The organism is Candidatus Neomarinimicrobiota bacterium (assembly GCA_034716895.1).
In the GTDB taxonomy this organism is placed as follows: Bacteria; Fidelibacterota; UBA8477; order UBA8477; family JABMPR01; genus JABMPR01.
Genome location: JAYEKW010000085.1, coordinates 21,120 through 40,675 on the forward strand (window position 1 = coordinate 21,120; position 19,556 = coordinate 40,675).

Annotated in this window: 11 protein-coding genes; 1 reads left to right on the plus strand and 10 read right to left on the minus strand. The window is 44.7% G+C overall.

The genetic code is table 11. The annotated features are described in order from the left end of the window. Positions 1-20 precede the first annotated feature (20 nt). The 7 genes from U9Q77_05680 to U9Q77_05710 all read right to left on the minus strand — a co-directional run bounded on the left by U9Q77_05680 (position 21) and on the right by U9Q77_05710 (position 8,009). Positions 21-2,225 (minus strand): bifunctional (p)ppGpp synthetase/guanosine-3',5'-bis(diphosphate) 3'-pyrophosphohydrolase, encoded by a 2,205-nt coding sequence (locus U9Q77_05680; GenBank protein ID MEA3286846.1) that lies wholly within the window; start codon positions 2,223-2,225, stop codon positions 21-23. Further along, on the minus strand, positions 2,225-3,619 hold the full coding sequence (dnaB, locus tag U9Q77_05685; GenBank protein MEA3286847.1) for a replicative DNA helicase: 1,395 nt from the start codon (positions 3,617-3,619) through the stop codon (positions 2,225-2,227). The genes U9Q77_05680 and dnaB overlap by 1 nt, the downstream gene beginning before the upstream one ends. Further along, positions 3,616-4,308: a uracil-DNA glycosylase gene (locus tag U9Q77_05690; protein MEA3286848.1), complete on the minus strand. Its 693-nt coding sequence runs from the start codon at positions 4,306-4,308 to the stop codon at positions 3,616-3,618. Before U9Q77_05690 ends, dnaB begins: the two co-directional genes overlap by 4 nt. A gap of 323 nt (positions 4,309-4,631) precedes the next feature. Next, a complete protein-coding gene (locus U9Q77_05695) occupies positions 4,632-4,970 on the minus strand; it encodes a DNA-directed RNA polymerase subunit omega (GenBank protein ID MEA3286849.1) in 339 nt (112 codons plus the stop codon). 12 nt (positions 4,971-4,982) lie between these two features. Next, positions 4,983-5,567 (minus strand): guanylate kinase, encoded by a 585-nt coding sequence (gene gmk / locus U9Q77_05700; protein MEA3286850.1) that lies wholly within the window; start codon positions 5,565-5,567, stop codon positions 4,983-4,985. Further along, complete coding sequence (locus U9Q77_05705; protein MEA3286851.1) at positions 5,564-6,451, minus strand: YicC/YloC family endoribonuclease; 888 nt, start codon at positions 6,449-6,451, stop codon at positions 5,564-5,566. The genes gmk and U9Q77_05705 overlap by 4 nt, the downstream gene beginning before the upstream one ends. A gap of 424 nt (positions 6,452-6,875) precedes the next feature. Then, on the minus strand, positions 6,876-8,009 hold the full coding sequence (locus U9Q77_05710) for a transglutaminase-like domain-containing protein (protein MEA3286852.1): 1,134 nt from the start codon (positions 8,007-8,009) through the stop codon (positions 6,876-6,878). Positions 8,010-8,302: 293 nt separating this feature from the next. On the opposite strand from U9Q77_05710, the gene U9Q77_05715 reads away from it, so the two are divergent. Further along, on the plus strand, positions 8,303-9,613 hold the full coding sequence (locus U9Q77_05715; GenBank protein MEA3286853.1) for a sensor histidine kinase: 1,311 nt from the start codon (positions 8,303-8,305) through the stop codon (positions 9,611-9,613). Between the two features lie 676 nt (positions 9,614-10,289). Here the strand turns inward: U9Q77_05715 and U9Q77_05720 are convergent. The 3 genes from U9Q77_05720 to U9Q77_05730 all read right to left on the minus strand — a co-directional run. Continuing rightward, on the minus strand, positions 10,290-11,006 hold the full coding sequence (locus U9Q77_05720) for a hypothetical protein (GenBank protein MEA3286854.1): 717 nt from the start codon (positions 11,004-11,006) through the stop codon (positions 10,290-10,292). Beyond that, entirely contained in the window at positions 11,003-18,031 is a 7,029-nt protein-coding gene (locus U9Q77_05725; protein ID MEA3286855.1) for a tandem-95 repeat protein, read from the minus strand. Before U9Q77_05725 ends, U9Q77_05720 begins: the two co-directional genes overlap by 4 nt. Before the next feature lie 384 nt (positions 18,032-18,415). Further along, positions 18,416-19,556: T9SS type A sorting domain-containing protein (locus U9Q77_05730; protein MEA3286856.1), on the minus strand; the 1,141-nt coding region annotated here is incomplete at its 5' end.

Here is a 19,556-nt window from a genome sequence, read left to right on the forward strand (position 1 = left end):
TCCTTTCTTGTCTATGGCCGTTATTCTCGCTCGACGCTGATAATGCCGGGAGAAGCCAATAGTTTTGATTTTAATCGTGTTAATTGTTTAACACCCTCAATCTCAATAATGACCAGACCGGTGACAACATCGCCATCGACCTTCATTGAGAGTGTGTCAATATTTATATCATAAGCAGAAATAGTTTCTGTAACATCCCGAACGAGGTGTTTGCGTTCCTGAGCCAGGATCTTCAATCGTACCAGGAATTTTTGAGATTTGGCTACTGCCCAATCTACATCGATGATCCTTTCCTTCTCTGTCAAATTACTACCAACGGTTTCACAGGTTTTCTGATGAACAGTAATCCCGCGTCCGCGTGTGATAAAGCCAACAATGAGATCCCCCGGGATAGGATTACAACATTTGCCAAAACTGATCATCATGTTGTCAATACCCTGAATAGAAACGCCTCTGGTATTGCGACGAGCCCGGTTCAGAAACGATTCAGCAAACTGACTTTCAGTTGGTTTCTGGCGGGGTGAAATGTATTCCTCTGGAAAGAATTTTGACAGAATAGAGGAAATTGTGCGATGACCAGAGCCCACTGCAGCGATCATTTTTTCTTCTGTTTCAAACTTCAGTTGCAGGTGAGGATCCTTTAAATGTTTCCAGTCCCTGGCCCGCTTGATCTTGCGTAATTCCTTTTCCAGGATCTCTTTGCCCAGGTGAACGCTTTGTTGAAACTCCCGGCCTTTTATCCATTTACGAATATTTGACTTGGCTTTTGATGTTTTCACAAACTTCAACCAGGATGAATTGGGTTTCTGAGAGTCACTGGTGATGATCTCAATCTTATCACCGCTCTCCAATTCACTGTTCAGTGGCTTGATACGGCCATTCACTTTGGCGCCGATGCAATGCAGACCGACCTGCGAGTGAACATCAAAGGCAAAATCAAGTGGGGTTGCTCCCAATGGGAGCATGCGAACCTCCCCCTTGGGCGTATAGACGAAGATCTCATCCTTGTACAGATCGATCTTCAATAGATCCATAAACTGATGCGAGGTGGTTTTATCTTCAGTTTGCAGAATATCCACCAGGTTTCGCAACCAGGTCACTTGTTGTTCAATATCTTCCTGACTTAATTTTGAATTTTGTTCCTTGTATTGCCAGTGGGCAGCCACGCCTTCTTCAGCTGTTTGATCCATGTCATGGGTTCGGATCTGAACTTCAACCGGTAAACCGTCCGGACCGACAACGGTGGTTTGAATACTCTGATACCCGTTGGCTTTGGGCTGAGCAATAAAATCTTTAAATCGTTCCTGAATAGGTTTATAGAAGGAGTGAACCAGACCTAATACGCTATAGCATTCTTCCACGCGTTCCACTACCACCCGGACAGCATAAATATCAAAGACATCCTCAAAGGGACGATTCTGATCCAGCATTTTTCTGTATATCGAATAATGGGTTTTAAAACGACTTTTATAGGTGGCTTTGATGCCTGCTGCCTCAGTACCTTCGACCACTGGCTCTAAAAACTTCTGAACATATTTCTCAAAGAATAGCTGACGTTTGGGAACCAGTTTTTCCAAATCCTTGGACGCTTTTGGCTCAAGGACGTTAAAAATAAGATCTTCCATTTCTGATTTAACGCGATACATCCCCAGGCGATGAGCCAGGGGTGCATATATATCACGGGTCTCTCTGGCAATACGACGCTGCTTGACGGCAGGTAGATGTTCCAGGGTTCGCATATTGTGAAGACGGTCTGCAAATTTGATGATAATAACCCGTATATCATCTGCAACAGAAAGGAGCATTTTACGAAAATTAATGGCCTGTTTATCTTCTTCGCTGCGAAACTTCATGTCGGATAATTTTGTAACACCATCTACCAGTTGGGCTAACTCCGTAGAAAATTCCGATTCAACATCTTTAAAGGTGTAGCCAGTATCTTCAACCACATCATGGAGCAAGGCCGCTGAGATAGTGACCGGGTCCAATTTCATTTCAGCCAAAATGGTGGCAACTTCAATACAATGTGTGAAATACGGTTCTCCGGATTTCCTCAGTTGTCCCTGATGGGCTTTTTTACCAAAAGTGTAGGCCTTCCAGACAAGTTCTGTTGCTGTAGGACCAACAGACTGGTTACCTCCCATCAAGTCTATGATGTTCTGAAAGTCGGCAGGGTACTTTCCGTTATCCGTATTCAGAAACCGATCTAGAAGTGTAGCAGCCATTAGAATTGGTCTTGATTACCTCCACCAGGGGTTGCGGCAGGGGTGTAAGCTGATAGATTCTCAAAAGAAGCAAATTTATCAATAAAGCTGAGCCTGACGGTTCCGGTCGGACCATTACGTTGTTTGGCAACGATCAATTCTGCAATACCTTCCTGAGTATTACCGTCATCATCCAGTACACCGTATTTTTCCGGTCGATAGATAAACATGACCACATCCGCATCTTGCTCAATGGAACCGGATTCGCGCAGATCTGATAGTATGGGCCGTTTGTCTCCCCCTCTGGTCTCAACTGCGCGTGAAAGCTGCGACAAAGCAACGATGGGCAGATCGAGTTCTTTGGCCAGCATTTTAAAGGAGCGTGAGATCTGACTGATCTCCTGTTGGCGGGATTCTACCCGACCGCTACCCTGGAGCAGTTGCATATAGTCAACAATAATGAGGTCGATATCTTTTTCAGCTTTTAAGCGACGCGCTTTGGCTCTCAACTCTGTGATATTCAAGGAAGCTGAATCATCCAGAAAGATCTCGGCTTCAGCCAGATTCCCTGCAGCAGTACTTAAGCGGGGCCAAAGATTGGAGGGTAGTCTTCCAGTTCGAACCAAGTGGGCATCTACTTTTGCTTCACTGCATAACAAGCGCATGGCCAGTTGGTAGTTTGACATCTCCAGTGAAAAAATAGCGATCTTGTGGCCGTATTTTACTGATGCATTGCGGGCAATGGACAGAGCGAGGGCTGTTTTACCCATTGATGGACGAGCTGCAATGATAATGAGGTCAGAATTCTGAAACCCGGAGGTGACGTCATCCAATTTTTCGAAGCCGGTGGCCACGCCTCTGATACCGCCGGGATTGTTATGAAATTTATCTGCTTGAACAAATGCCTCATCAAGGGCTGTCCGGATCGGCACAAAATCACCAATTCTAAAGCGTTTTTCAGATAGCTCAAAGATCTTGCTTTCGGCTTTCTCCAAAAGGACATCGACTCGTTCTCTGGTTTCATAGGCTTCAGTGGATAACTCGGCTGATAGTTGAATGAGGGCTCGCAGAGCGGAACTCTCCATAACCAGACGAGCATAATATTCGGCATTGGCGGTGGAGGGAACTTTTTCGGTTAATTCTGTGATGTAGTAGGCACCACCTACTGCCTGTAGATCACCACTGCGCTTTAGTTCATCTACCACGGTGATCTGATCAACCGGCTCACCTCGACCATCAAGATTAAGCACGGCGTTATATATTTTTTGATGTGCCGGTCGATAAAAGCTGCGTGGTTCCAAAAATTTCATGGCTGCGGATAGGGCCATGTGATCAAGCATCATGGAACCGATGATACTCTGTTCAGCCTCTTCATTATGGGGCGGCAACCTTAAATTTTGACTGGTTTCACTCATGATTGCTCTCCGGTGTTGCCACGATACATGTCACGAATCTTCTGAAAATCTTCCCAGGCAGGTCGTTTCCAGTTAGGATTTCTCAACAGAGCAGCGGGATGGTAGGTCACCACCAGATCAGTGCCATGATAATCAAACACCTTCCCGCGCATTGAAGTGAGGGAATCTTTGCTTCTCAACAGGGTCGTGGCTGATATTCTTCCCAGGGCTACCAGTAGTTTCGGTTTGATCAACTCGATCTGCTTGATCAGATAGGGCTCACAGGTCTCTATCTCATCTTTTTTGGGATCACGGTTGTTGGGAGGACGGCATTTAAGCACATTGGCAATGTACACATCTTCGCGAGTGAGATCGATGGCCTTCAGGATATCATCCAACAGTTTGCCAGCCCGGCCAACGAAGGGAATACCTTCCATATCCTCGCGTTCGCCTGGTGCTTCACCCACGAACATGAGATCGGCATTCGGGTTGCCTGCACCAAATACAAATTTATTCCGAGTAGCACCCAAAGAACACGCCATACAGTCCTTGATCTCATCATTGAAGCCCATTAGATCATTTACAGGTGAATTCACCGGTTTCGTCTCCAATTCTGAGTTTTGTTGGCTTTCAGGCATGTAAAGAGGACCGCCAAAAATCTCCAGTTCCTCTTTAACAAATGTTCTGATCCTGTGTTTTTTATCACTCATCTAAACCAGGTCTTCATTTCTCATAACGAATGGAACAAAATAATCGAGAGGCATGTCAGCGATCTCAGAATACTTCTGGTTCAAAAACAGCATAAAATTCGCGCGATCCATTTATTTCGTTATTAATGTGGCGGGCATTATTCGTATGAACAATTCCCATATTACCGGAGGTGCCATACTGAGTGTATCGAATTGTGTTATGCTGAGCTTGCCGAAGTGCTCTCGAAGCCATTGTATTTATAGTGTAACCAACTCCCATTTCGAACCTCAATGTTCGTTCCCGCTCGTTAAATATCCACCGGGTTAATAAGAAACGCTAGTTATCAGGCCTCATCCTGATCAGAGGTTTCGCCATCATCGAACATGGCCTGTTTTTCCCATTTTAGATCGCCTGACAGAAATTCACCCAGACTCATGGTTGTGGGTTTCACATTTGCATCATAAGTTTCCTTGTCGATTTCTTCCTCAACTTCGTAGGTGGGTGCCATTTCATCTTCACCGCTGATCTCATCAAGGTTCTCTTCTTCACGCCGACGTTCTTCCTCGATGACATAACGATCTCCCATGATCTGTCTGGCACGTTTTGCAATGACAGTCACTGCTTCGAAGATATCCTCGGTATGTTCTTCGATCTTTCTGAATGGGACGGTTTCTAAAGCCATTTATTTGCTCCTTTATTGATGATACACATCTTGATTTATTATATTTATAAAAACATCAACAGCCTTATCCAACTCAGAATTTACGATCTGATGGTCAAACTGTTTTCCTAATTCCATTTCCTCAGGCATGCGGTCCAGGCGAATCTTGATCTGCTCCGGGCTATCGGTCCCGCGCTTGACCAGGCGTTGCGCCAAAACTTCCACGGATGGTGGTTTAATAAAAATTGAGAGACTGTTTCCCGGGTAGGCCTTTTGTACATTCAAGCCCCCTTTGATATCAAGGTCGAGGAGCAAATGTCGGCCCTCGACCATGACAGCTTCGATATAAGAACGCAGTGTGCCATAAAGATGTCCATTTTTGGAATAGACTTCTTGCCATTCAACCAGTTCGCCCTGTTCAATGCGTTGTCGGAATTCTGCTTTTGAGATGAAGAAATAGTGTTTACCCTCGATCTCATAATCTCTCCGGGGACGGGTTGTCACAGAGACAGAAAACTGGATATCCGGAAAATGCTCCAGAACAGCATCCTCCAGGGTCCCTTTTCCCGAGCCGGATGGTCCGGCAACTATGATCAATTTTGCATTGCTATCAATCACTGGATATTCTGAACCTGTTCTCTGATACGCTCGATCTCATTTTTCAATTCAACAACTGCATGTCCAATAGGGGTTGAATTCGCTTTACTGCCAATGGTATTGGCCTCACGATTCATCTCCTGCAGTAAAAAATTCAAACGTTTCCCGGCATCACCATTATTGTGCATCAATTCCCGGAAATGTTGTACATGGGCAGCCAAACGAGTCAATTCCTCGGTGATATCCAGTTTATCGCTCCACAGGACTATTTCCTGCTCGATCCGTTTCTCATCTATCTGATGATCAGCAACAACACCAGAATCTGCGATCTTTTTACGCGTTTTCTCGGCAATCAGTTCAAGGCGACCCAGATCAGCTGACTGAATCTCCGTATTGATTTGTTCCACTTTATTCAACTGTTCAGAGATAGCGACTTCCAGAAGTTGACCTTCCCGAAGGCGCATGGCTTGCAATTGATCAGCAGCTTGTCTGACAATTTCGATGATTGCTGCATTGAATTGCTCCTGATCTGCAGTACTGGTCTGATAGGTTATCACATCAGGAAAACGCAGTAATTCTGCAAGTGACAGAGATTCGGATTCACGACCCAGCAATTGGGTACTTTTATGAGCAATTTGTTGATAATTCAAGAGTAGTTCATCGTTTAAAAAGGGCTTCCCGATACTGGGTTGATCAGTACCCAGATTCATGGTTACAGTCACTCGTCCACGACTCAGGATAGACTGCAAGTGAGACCTGGTACTGTCCTCCACTGCTTCATAGCCCCTGGGTAAGCGCATGATAAACTCCAAAAAGCGACTATTGACCGCACGCAATTCAATCACAACGTTGATATCACCAATTTTTTCTTCAGCCCGGCCATAACCGGTCATACTTATAAGCATAGATCCTCTCGTGAAACCAGCAATTCATACTCACTGCCTCTCCACTTCAACCTTAACAGGTTGAATTGCTGAGACAAAGCCGCATAGTATAATTTTTTACCCTAGTTATGTCAAAAGATATATTGAAGTTAGGGCAAGATTTTTTTTCAGGGTTATCATAGCCTCTATAAACCAGTGGAATAACCGATTGTGGGGAGGAATTGCGACTGAGCGGCTTGTGGGGGCAGACCCAAGTTGAAGGCTTCAATGTCCTTGGTGAAACTGGAGGTTGAGGTTGTCGGAGGCTGGGATCTTTGCCATGCCAGAGTCCCCCCGCTACCCTGCGGGCATCTCCCCCGAGGGGGAGAAATGTCATGCCATCATGCGAATTTATTGCAAAGTGTGAAGACGAATAGCTCGCATTTTGAAGTAAAATTTGTATTATTTACAATTCGACTGATCTGATCACAATTCTTTCGGTGCGGTAGTTTGCTAATACACCTCTGCTCACCAGGGTGAACATCTGCATGAAATCAGTTCGACCATTTTCTACTTCCGAGTTTGTGAAAGTTGCCCAGTCCGGTGCCAACTCCAGTGGAATATTGAGGCCAACCGAAGTGATCAAGCGGCGATTATCAAGATGCAGAAAACCATCTTCCCGGGTGGCATCCACGGGGACCCAGCCCTTAATCGGAAGATAGATCTCCGACCAGACATGAGCACCTGTATTACCGGGGTAAAAGTTAAAGCCAGATTGTTGACGGGCAGGGATTCCAGCAATACGGGCCATGGTGATAAACAGGGCCGAATATTGCCCGCAATCTCCCTGCAATGTTGCAAATGCATTTTGCACTCCCCGTTCTTCAGGAGGATATATATAGGTCATTGAGCTTTGAACCCAATCATAGAGTACATTCGCCTGGGACACAGGGTCGGAGATATTTTCGAGCAGATGGAAAACAGTATCTATTAGTGCCTCATCCTGTTCCAGGAAAGGTTCTGCTCTGGTATATTTAGCCAGGATCTGATTGGGAATGGTGTGCCAAGCCTGTCTTTCAGCCTCAGGATCCGTTTGCGGACGATAATCAAAGGTCAAATAGCTGAACTCACGAAAAATGGAGAGTGTATTGTTCTGATCCAGTTGCTTCAAAACATCCCAAAAGAGCACGCGATTTCCATATTGGTTATCCGTAAAGGTCATATCCGGTGCTGGCGTGATTGTTTTATCAGTCAAAAGCTTTTGAGTAGGGTAACTGTCAATATCAGCACTCCATATCCCCAGAAAAGGGGTTTGATCGGCAGAAATGTCCCCGGTGCTATTGTTAGTGTTCGGGGATCGACCCAATATTGTATCGATCTCTGACACTATTACCACAAGTTTCCCATTTACAAGTCGAGGATTGGAGTAATCGGCACTCAGACCCTGCAAAGCAGTTTGCATAAGGTCGATCTCAGCTGGATTCGGCCGGATATTCTGATAACTGCAAGAAGTGAATGTGATAATGACTATAAAAACATTGATGCGTATGAAAGTTAAAAACGGTTTAACCCTTGACTCAATTGTCCATATTGGTGACATGATTCCACTCCTTTTTCTAATAAATGCTAAACGTTGCCCAAGATATTCCAACAAGCGAATGAAACTTCTGTTTATTTGTGGCTGCACTTACCTGAAACTACAAGCTATTACCCCAGCGGATGTTAGTCGCAATATTCTGTTTTCGAGTATTGATGGCATGAACAAAATGGCTGTAATAGAATTTATCTGCTCTCACTACTTCTATCAATGCATCCTTACCACATCTATATTGCTGGCAATATGCATAGTCACTTCCGAATTGCTCTAGCTGGTCTGAAAAAGGAATTTTATTGATGAGTGATTCCAGAAAATTCAAAATCATTGCCAAATACTATGGATTATTTGTGAATCTCGATGAAGATCGAGAAGTTATCAGGCGAATCAGTCTTCTGGTAACCTTGTCACTCTTCGGCATATTGATGACCTTTTCATTTGGAGTTACACACCTCATCAATAATCATATTGCGCTTGGTTCAACAGCCCTCACCGGTGCAGCATTATTAACCTTAAACTTATATTTACTAGAGCGTTATAAAAATTACTACTTTGGAATTTCCTTCGGGCTCGCGGTCTTCTCCATTATAATTATCAGTCTTTATCTAAGCGATAACACTATATATGCGTGGTTTTATATCTATCCCGGTGTGGCAACATTCCTCATGGGGTCTCGTCGGGGAGGCCTGGCAACTGCGCTCATGGGCATTCCAGTATTAGCTACAACCCTATTGGGAGCCAAAGAATCATTTTTTGGCGATTATAACCTCATCTTTGAACTTAGATTTCTGTTGGCTTATAGCCTGGTTGGTCTTTTCGCTTATTTATTTGAGAAGATGGCTGAAGAAAAACGAACTGAAATTCTGGCAGTAAACACCTCATTGGAACAGACAGTTGAAAAACGAACCAGGGAACTTTCCAACAAAAACCTGCTCCTGGCACGTGAAGTAAAGGAACGGACAATTGTCGAGCAAAATACTGCCCGAGCCTTAAAGGAGCGAGAGATTCTGCTCCAGGAAGTTCATCACCGTACCAAAAATAATCTGGCTGTGATCATGTCGCTCATGAACTTACAACAGAACTCACTTGAGACAGAAAGTATTACAGAAGTATTGGAGACCTTACGCAGACGGATCAGTTCAATGTTCATTGTCCATGATTCGCTTTATCAAAGCGAATCTCTGGCATCAATCGATTTTGGAGAATATATCAAAAAACTGACACACGGTATTCAGCGTTCATTTCAGAGCGATGTTCAAAGCGTGAACCTTGATATAGAATGTGATGCAGTAGAATTAAATTTAGAGATGGCCATCCCAGTTGGTTTGGTTTTGAATGAGATCATCACGAATTCCTTCAAATATGCTATTAGGCCAGACCAACAAATGACCCAAACAATTCATCTCAATCGTGTTTCAGACAACCGGATATCCATTGATGTATCTGATAATGGGAAAGGCCTGCCACCAGAATTTGATTTCAAAACAGCAAAGAGTCTGGGAGTTCGCATGATCCACATGTTGATCGAGGATCAACTTGGTGGTACGGTTCAGGTTGAGTCCAATAGTGGTACGCGCTACCATCTTGAATTTCCATATGAACCGGTGTAGATTTTAGTAATTATACCAATTGCGACTCCAAGCTGGCAATGTTTTGTTTCCCTTCTGGGGGAGTAATGTTTTGCCCACTCCCAGGAGACTGAGGTTGTCGGAGGTTGGGATGTTTGCCATGCAAGAGTCCCCCCATTGCCCTGCGGGCATCTCCCCCGAGGGGGAGAAATGTCATGTCATTATGCGAATTTATGGCAAAGCAAATTATTGATCAGATGCATGCACTCCCTGTTCTTTTTACCATCTCCCATTTGAGAATTTATACCATCCTTCAGTTTTACCAAAATGTCCTACCTGAGTGAGGGGGGTCGTATTTACGCTTCATTTGGTAAGCGGTTGTTGCCCTGGCTGTATGATGAGCTGTTTCTTTATCGGATCTTAGGTGAAACTGACTACAGAACGCGTCATTTACCGGAAATTTCACTTTCAGCAAAGGTGGCCTGGTTGAACCGGCTCAGGTTGAGGACTCGTTTTGAGCAGGAAGATGGGGAGTTGTTCTATCGGGTTAGTTTAGGTGCGAGTCGGCGGTTTTGATGGTTTACTTTATTTTTTTATCCGCAGATTACGCAGAATTGCGCAGAGCTAAGTTAATCGGAAACTGCTTATACATTTTATATTGCTCTTGAGATCGGGGCGACTTGCTCAGTTTATGTTCGATCCAGCCTTCCCCACCAGACTAATTTGCAGGCCAGGCTGGTGGTTGACCTATCCCCTCTGGTACAGGGTCTTCGTCCTGGGACTGCAAGGCGATCCAGGTAATAATGGTCATAACACCTACACTGCTGAGAAAAAGTCGAATTTCCGACTCTTTGATCCAGAGCTGCCATTTTTTCAACTCCTGATCTTCAAACAAACCTGGAGGTGCTGTCTGGTCAAAAATAGACCAAACTGCTTTCCGTACTTCCTGTTCAGCCTGCAGTTTTTGATCTGCAAGGGCGAATGTGGTAGTCCTTGCGGTCTCAGGGGTTTGTAAACTGTAAACAGATAGTGCTAATTGTCTATCGGTTGGAGTATCGGTCAGTTCCCAGATAAGTAAATCAGTCACCTCAAGATCAGTTGCATAAAGCATAAAGCAGCTATCGGTAAGACACAGGCTATCATTTTCAAAGATCAAGGCCTGCTCAATTGGATCTTGAATTAGTGAAACGAGGTCATATTTAGTGATCTCAGCAGTAAGGATCGAATCGATGTTTATGGAAGGGATAACCGGACTTGTTCCCCTAACAATGGACATTACTGCAAATGTTTCCTCGATATTTTCACTAAACAGCACTGAATCCAGATTAACCAGGTCCGTGGTGGTAGAATCAGAAAGGGAAACTATATTGCTGGTTGTGAGATCCTGAGCCCATGAAACTGTCAGATATAGAAGTATACAAACAAATATTCTCATCGGACTAATACCAACTTTCTAGTTGCCTGAAATCGTTGACCATTCCCCACCGGATCCAACATGATCCGATAAAAATATATGCCAGAACTAAGTGATTTCCCCTGGTCGTTCAAACCTGACCAGGTGGCAGTGTAGGTCCCCATATCCCGTGTTTCATCAATCAGCGAGTGTACCAGGCGCCCCCTGATATCATAGATATCAAGCATCACTCTGGCCGGTTCCCTCAGACTGAACCCGATCTGAGTCGTGCCATTGAAGGGATTGGGATAATTAGCAGCCAGATCATTGCGTTCAGGAATGAAGCTCAACAACTTCTCAATTTGTTCAAATACCTGGTCAGATGGTCCACTGAGCAACTCATAGATGATGGGATAGTTTGCTGAAACATGCACCGGTTCCAGATCCAGATCCGAGTTAATCTCAAACCATTTCCGCTGCCGGGTATCCAACCCAACAATTACATGTCCTGTTGGCAGTTGACCATCCAGGATCAAGTCTATCTTTACATCCCGAAGGTCCTGCCCTACAGCCAGTTGCATAGACCATTGCTCAATTGTCTCACTGGCAGGTCTAATGTCAGCCGCGAAGTGATTCAAGTTTGAATGGATCTTATTATTGAGTATGCTAACCCTGAGATAATCATCCCATACTGGTGGCTCAACTTGATCATATTTATCTCGTTGAGCAGATGCTCCCAGACTTTGGCCGATCAGATTATCCAGATCAGAGAGAACCCCATTGGTGGCACTTATGTGTAGTCGCCAACTATCTGGAGGTCCATTAGATTTTGGCAAATTCTCCTGATCCCGGTGAGGATTTAAGTGGAGAAACTCCACGGTATCAGCCCAATTAAAGAGAGCATAGGCTGCCCAGGGTTTCAAGGTATCAGATTGAACCAGCCACCCTTCTCCATCATGATTTCCATAAGCATAGGGTCCGCTAAAGCGGTTTGAATCAATGTTACAAGTGATGGGAAAATTATAAGGTGAGCTAAACAAATTCCAACCAGGCTCCATTTCAAGCTCTACCCCAGTCAAATCAATGGAGCTTCCAGAACCGAGAACCAGATCGACCGGATCAGTCAAACGATGCTGAAACCAGTATCCCTGTCCCAGTTCAATGGTATCCGGTGTCTGCCAGTGCTCACCATCCCAATCATACAGCCGCCAACTTTGTTCGCCATGACTTTCACCCAGCGGTTCTTCCAGAACCTGGACCAGATCGGTTTCATCCTGCCTGGAAGGAATCGATACAAGTCTCCATTTGCCTGGGAGGATTCCCTGGGGATAAGCAGGTGAGGTTGTAGTGGTCATGCTCAGACTGCCGGCATCAAATTTTACGGGGATTGATCGGGTATCAATAATTACACTATTTCCCTGAATATCAACAGCTTCAGCATGATAGCTCAAGCCCGTTTCAGCGACGGAAACAGCTGGGATCTCTGCTGCCCAAACCTGGGACCGTGTAATATTGTGCATTGGTACAGAGTCCATTTGACTGCTACCCCCGCTCTGATAGAAGAGCATGGCAGAGACAGGGATGTAGTACTCAGGAAAGGTGATCTCCAGGGCAATGGACTCCCCAACGCTCTGTGGCGTATTGCCAAAATCTGTGGAAACTACCTCTGCAATAACATTTACTCTGACACTAAGCGTATCCCATTCCGAGAATAGTTCACCATCAAAGACCCTCAACGATATTAAATAGTCGGTTGCCAGAGTGACCTGAGGGAGCAGTATTGTCGCAATGGCAGTAGTGGACTGTTGGAAAATGAGTTCCTGGGGTACCAGCCATTCGTATGATAGGGAATCACCATCAATATCATAAGAACCACCACCATCTATGTTAATGGTAGAGCCTGACAGGTATTCCAGGTCATCACCTGCCAGGGCAATGGGAGCATCATTAACATTTTGGATAACAAGCCCAAGGTCCAGGGTATCAGCGGCCTGATGAATATCAGAAACGATAAGCTGGATACTCAGCTCCCCCACATCAGCATTTTCGGGTGTTCCACTCAGGATGGCCATTGATGATGAGAGAGTCAGCCAATTTGGGTTATCATTTACAAAATAGCTCAAGCTATCGCCATCAATATCGATGGCCATTAAGTCATAGGTAAACAGGACTCCCTGTTGAGCTGTATCCTGGGCGCTGCTGGTAAAAACCGGGGCATCATTTACATTTTGGACCGTCACCTGTAAATTGAGAGTATCAGAGGCTGATTCCGGGTCAAACACGAACAATGGAATTGAATATTCGCCTACATGAGCATTTTCAGGGGTGCCACTAAGCATGTTGGTTGAACCCAGACTCAACCAATCAGGCAATTCACCGACCACATAGGTCAAGCTGTCTCCATCGAGGTCAACAGCAGTAACAATGTATTCGAACAGGAGGTCCTGGTGGGCTGTTGCCAATGCTGGACTGGTAAAGTGGGGCGCATCGTTGACGTCTCCCACCGCAATACTAAAGTCTTGAACAACAGGCGAATTCAGGCTCAAAGGATCTGCAACTGTGGTTTGTACCTGATGGTGCCCCACATCAGAATCACCGGGGGTACCAAACAACAGGTCCAGCCCATCAAAACTGAGCCAGTCCGGCAGTATGGTGGTATTGAACAGCACTGAATCACCATCAATATCAAGGGCAGTCATGTGATACTGGTAAAGCACATCCTGCTGGACCGTTAACTGGGGTGTACTTGTGAAAACAGGAAGGTCATTCACATTCTCCACAATGAGGTCCAATTCCAGTGTATCCCTTGCCAGTCCGAGATCTGAAACAATTGCGACGATATGATATTCACCAACATTTTCATTGAGCGGGGTTCCGGATAGGGTGTGGATCGAATCAAAGCTTAACCAATCCGGCAATTCAGCGACTTGATAGCTTAAACTATCATTTGCATCTACATCGCTTGCAGTTAACTCAAAAATAAAAGGAATATCCTGAATGGCAGTGTCCAGATTCAAGCTGGTGAAATTCGGCCGGTCATTGGTATTAAGCACATCGATACTGAATTCCTGCCAGATCAGCGAATCTATTTCAGTCGTATCTGCCAAGGTAATCCGAACCTGGTGGAGTCCAACATGGTCATTGGCCGGTGTACCACTAAGTTGGTTCAACCCGTCAAAACTGAGCCATTCCGGCAAATCTACAGCCTCAAATACCAGAGAATCACCCTCAACATCCGTGGCGCTTATTTGATACTGATAAGTGGCATCCTCCAGTACTGTCAACTCAGGGGTGCTGACAAATTCAGGCAAATCATTGAGGGGCATAATCTGGAGGTGAACTGTTGCTGTATCGGAGTAGAGTTCTCCATCAAAGGCTACATATTTCAGGGAATCGAGTCCATTGAAGTTGAGAATAGGTTGATATAATAGATCTATAAATGTACCATTCTCAGGAGCCTGGGTGAGGGTAAAAGTCAGCTCATCAAGCTCTATATCAAAACCTGAAAAAGTGATCTCCAAACTACTATCTTCATCAAGACTCAGGGTTTGCGTAAGGGCCTGCGGGGCATCATTGACGGGAAGCACACTAAATTGAATATTCTGAAAAGCATTCAAGGCTGAGTTGTCAATCCGCTGTACTTCAAGATTGAGAGTTTCAGATCCAAACCAATTCTCATCTGGGATAAGGACACTTAACTGATGGGCTTCATTGATGGTAGGCTGAAGACTTTCATCACTTGACACATACCAGTTAACCTCCTCTGGTTCAGGGAATTGCAGATAGTCATCTAATGAGATTATGGTGAAGTTTCCCCCCTCATCAATTTCTTGATCAGAAATAGTCAGAAAGCTTGGAGATGTTTGGGGTAAGACCGTGAAATAGACCTGGGTTGAATCCAGATATTCATTCGGCGTGTTCACATCTCGGGCAAAGATTTTAATGACTTCTGTGCCGGTCCATTCAGGATAGGCATGGGAAGGCAACAGGATCGATTCTGTTAAAAATTCTAAATTTAGATTTTGGGCTGTGAGCAATTCAGGGTCATCCGGTGACCCAATAACTGCATTGCTCATAAACGTGTAATTCTCATGGATGATCAAGGTATCCTGGCGGTCAGCATCATAAATTCTGAGTTCAAGTTCCTCATCATTTGTGTTTCCATAGATGGTCAGGAAGTATAGTGAATTTTCACCAACAACAACTGGTTCAGCCAGACCATGGCAATCATCTCCTGAAAAGACAGCCAGAATATTCTGGGATGAAACAGAAGGTACACTGCGCAGGGTAAGCATGGCAGTTAAGGACATATTATGTTCAAAATCTGCAGGATTCACGACCCAGTCAGGGCTCCCAATTGGTTCCAACGCGGTTGCGTATGAATATGACCAGGCAATTTGATCCCCGTCCTGCTCTAAAAGGAATTGGGATAAATCCAGGGACAGGAACTCACCACCAATACCAATGGTATCGTTGGGAATCATGGAAATCTCTGGAGCATGATCTACAGGAATGACTGTAAATATTGCTGAATCACTGGAGAAGAGCTCATTTGCGGTGACATCAGTTACGATAAAGGTAAGGGTCTCATTCCCCACCCACTGGTCATCAACGACTGAAACAGTTACTGTCAGATCAGGATTAATCAGAGCTGATAGATTTGTTTCTCCTTCAATTGACCACACCAGGTCATCGCCATCAAGTTCTGTCAAGTGGTCATTCAGATCGAAGCTGGCAAAACTGCTACCGAGTTCAATCAACTGATCAGGTATGCTACTCACCAGGGGTGTATGATCCTCTAAAATGGTAAATGAAACCAAAGTAGAATCGGCAAACTGGTTCTCAGTCCCCATATCCCGGGCAGTAAACCAAACATTCTCAGTTCCGGACCAGATGGGATCCAGAGCAGATATTTCAACTTCATCACTGGCATTGATGTTTAACTGGATGAATCCAGCAGTCATTGAGTAGGGTGTTTCAGGGGCTCCGACTGATGTGGCAGGCTCAAAGAAAATTGTTTCCAATATGGGCATATCCAGAGCTATCGCTCCATCATAAAGTCGGAAGTTAAGCCCTTCCCCACTCCCATTGGCATAAATGGTCAGGAAAAATAACCACTCCTCACCAAAAGCAACTGGCGTAACAAACCCACGACATTCTTCACCGACAAAAGCAGCTAATGAATAGTTATTATGAACCAGGTCAAGTCCACGACTGCTTACACTTGCCGTAAGGGTCATATCTGATTCATAGTCAGCAGCATTAACATACCAGCTTGGTATTGGGTCTGTTTCAAGGGGGGTATCAAAACCATAGGACCACTGGATTGAATGTCCATCTACTTCAGTTAGATAATCATTTAAAATGATATCTGAGAAATCACCACCATTCCCAATCAGCTGATTGGGGATATCACTCACAACTGGTGCATGATCGATAGGTAAAATCGTAAAAACTACTGTATCTGAACTACTGAATTGATTGTCATTGTCATCAGTCACAGTAAAAATAACTGTTTCACTTCCGGTCCACTCTTCATCAAGTGGTGTTACGCTGACCAAAAACTGAAAGTCAAAATCTACAAAAAGATTCTCATCACCGGAAATAGACCAAATGACTTCATCCCCATCCAATTCAAGGAGAAAATGATCAAGATCAAAAATGGTGAAGGATTGCCCCAGCTCAACAGTCTGATCACTAATACCAGAGACCAGAGGCGTATGATCTGGAAGAATGGTAAAGCTGGTACTCGCTGAATCGCTATAGGAATTGAGTGTGCCTATATCCTGAGCAAAGAATTGAATCGTTTCTGTACCGGTCCAAGTGGGGTCTACCACAGTTAAAGATGCTTGATTGTTTGAATTGATATGAGAAATGATGTATCCAGCTTGCAGTTCAACCGGCACTTCGGGGCTGCCGATTGCTGTACCGGTTTGAAACTGAATTTGTTCCAGAATGGGTAGGTCAAGTTGACTGCTCGCATCATAGAGTCTTAGATCAAGGGTTTCGCCATCGCTATTGGCATAAATGGTTAAAAAGAAGGTCAACTCACCCAGGGCTAACACTGGGTTAACAACACCGCGACATTCATCATCGACAAACGCAGCGAGTTGGTAATGTTCTGTGAGTACTTCTGCTCCACGGCTGCTTACCATTGCTGTGAGGCTCATGGTTCTGTTGTAGTCAGCAGGTTCGAGACTCCAGACAGGCACTGGATCTGTCGCTCCAGATGCCAAAAAGGCCAGGGACCAGCCAATGGAATCGCCATCTTGTTCAATGAGATAGTCAGCCAGATCAATCGTTGCGAATGAACCACCATTGCCAATGGTTTGAGCTGGAATAGCAGAAATCTCAGGGGGATGATCCATGGGTAGTATGGTAAACAGGGCTGTATCCTGACCAGCATACGCAGAATCTGTCTGGTCAGTAGCCGTAAAGAAGAGTGAATCAGTCCCGATCCATTCGTTGTCGATTGCTGCAATAGTTACGACATTGTCTATATCGAGGGAAACTGAAAGATTTGGACTGTTTGTACTGCTCCAGGTGACCATATCGTCATCTAGCTCAGTCAAATGATTATCAAGGTCAAAGCTGGTGAATAAACCACCTATTTCAATGACTTGATCAGAGATACCTGTTACAATCGGGGCGTGATCAAAAAACACGATTGCATTTAATCCATACGGTTCAGTGGGAGTTCCGTATTCAGCGCCAGGAATAAAGTCAATTGATTCGTTAACAGTAATAACGGTATCCAGGACAGCAATATAAGTTTTAAGTGTGAGTACTTCAGTGTTCTGATTAGAATACATCGTGAGAAAAAAGAGTTGCTGCTCCCCCATGGTTACAGGGGAAACTACACCACGACATTCTTCACCAACGAAAGCGCCTAGAATATCATTGGGGTCCGTAGTGGGCACATGATCAATATGGAGAATAGCAGTCATGTTCGCTGAATTTTGATAGTCAGCAGGGATTACATCCCAAGTAGGAATTTCACGTGTAAAGACCTGGCCAACCAGGACAAGCTGGAGGATGAGTATCAGAATTAAAGCTCTTCTATTCACTCGTATTTTCCCCTATGATAAATTCTTCGAATTGTTGATTGCTAATACGTTTAAAACTATTCACTTGAGCATGATATTTCTGACGCATTATCCTAATACTTTTGGGACCTTGTAATATTAATTAAAGCGCATTCTTTGTAAAGTCTTATATGTGATAATATTTATCTTTATTCTTCTCTTTTAAACCGGCCCCTCGGTACGATTCTGGCAAAAGCACCAGAATCACTCAGGGACCTTTCCCTTAATGGTTGAGGCAAAAGCACCAGAATCATCCTTCGGTAAACTCAGGAACCACTCGGGGACCTCTAAAACACAAGGGACTGATATTCGCTCACCGAGTGATCCTGACGCTTTTGTCAGGATCGTATTGAGGTGAGCGAATATCTATTTCAACATCAACATCTTCTTCACTTCACGGAAGCTGCCGCTTTGCATGACCACCAGGTAGATGCCTGAGGTCATGGGTCGGCCGGCATCATCCAGGCTATTCCATTCTACAAAACGATAGCCGGCTGTCATATCCTGATCTATCAGGGTGCGTATTTCCTGACCCAGCAGATTGTAAATGCGGATACTGACATGTCCATCCTCTGGTAATCCAAAACCCATGGTTGTTACAGGGTTAAAGGGATTGGGATAGTTCTGACTTAAGCTATAAGTATCAGGGATGTATCCGGCATCACCAATGCCCAGATAACGAGCACCCCAGATAAAGGGTTCATCTACATTACCGATGATATCGTTGGGAACAAACACTAAAGACTCTTCTATATAGAGTTCTTCATCTGAATCAGCATCGTATGCCCTAAAAATGACTGGGTCATTTTCATCAGCGCTGCCATAAACCGTCATGAAGACCATGTGTTGATCTAAAGCCTCGATGAAGACGGGTTGGGCCACACCACGACACTCATCACCTACAAATGCGCCGATCATATCGAAAGCATCTGTGGAAACTGAATCATGCGTGAACAACAGACCGGTGATATTCATCGAGAACTCATAGTCCTGTGCACGGACGACCCAATCAGGTGTTCCATCAAGGAGTTGAGTTGTAAAATCAGCCTGATCGACAGCTTTTGCCAGGGGTTGATCCATGAATGGATAGATCAATTCTCCTTCATTGAGAGAACTCAATAGATAGCCTAACTGAGGATCCAGATAAGTTAAATTACCCAACCATCCAATCCCCTCCACATACTGTGCATAAGCAAACTGACTTTTGATCAAGTCACCTGTGGTAGCAGGTAGCGTTTCCAGGGCATAATCAACTGGATAGCTGACTTGAGGTAAATAACCGATCCAGTTCCAACCGCTTGATACAGCGATTGTATCCAGTTCAGGATCAACTTCATATCCGACAAACATGAGTGTATCTGATTCAGCAATTTTTAGCTGGTACATACTTTCATTCCTGATTGTATCCAGCGTGCCGACCCAGTCAAATCCATCCACATACATGGAGAATGAGGTTTGGTCTTTAATCAGATCATTGCCAGTGAGATTCATGAACTGAGTCACGGAA

Coding starts and splice junctions, on each gene's coding strand:
- U9Q77_05680 (MEA3286846.1), bottom strand. CDS start 2,225: ATGGCTGCTACACTTCTAGATCGGTTTCTGAATACGGATAACGGAAAG.
- dnaB (MEA3286847.1), bottom strand. CDS start 3,619: ATGAGTGAAACCAGTCAAAATTTAAGGTTGCCGCCCCATAATGAAGAG.
- U9Q77_05690 (MEA3286848.1), bottom strand. CDS start 4,308: ATGAGTGATAAAAAACACAGGATCAGAACATTTGTTAAAGAGGAACTG.
- U9Q77_05695 (MEA3286849.1), bottom strand. CDS start 4,970: ATGGCTTTAGAAACCGTCCCATTCAGAAAGATCGAAGAACATACCGAG.
- U9Q77_05705 (MEA3286851.1), bottom strand. CDS start 6,451: ATGCTTATAAGTATGACCGGTTATGGCCGGGCTGAAGAAAAAATTGGT.
- U9Q77_05710 (MEA3286852.1), bottom strand. CDS start 8,009: ATGTCACCAATATGGACAATTGAGTCAAGGGTTAAACCGTTTTTAACT.
- U9Q77_05715 (MEA3286853.1), top strand. CDS start 8,303: ATGAGTGATTCCAGAAAATTCAAAATCATTGCCAAATACTATGGATTA.
- U9Q77_05720 (MEA3286854.1), bottom strand. CDS start 11,006: ATGAGAATATTTGTTTGTATACTTCTATATCTGACAGTTTCATGGGCT.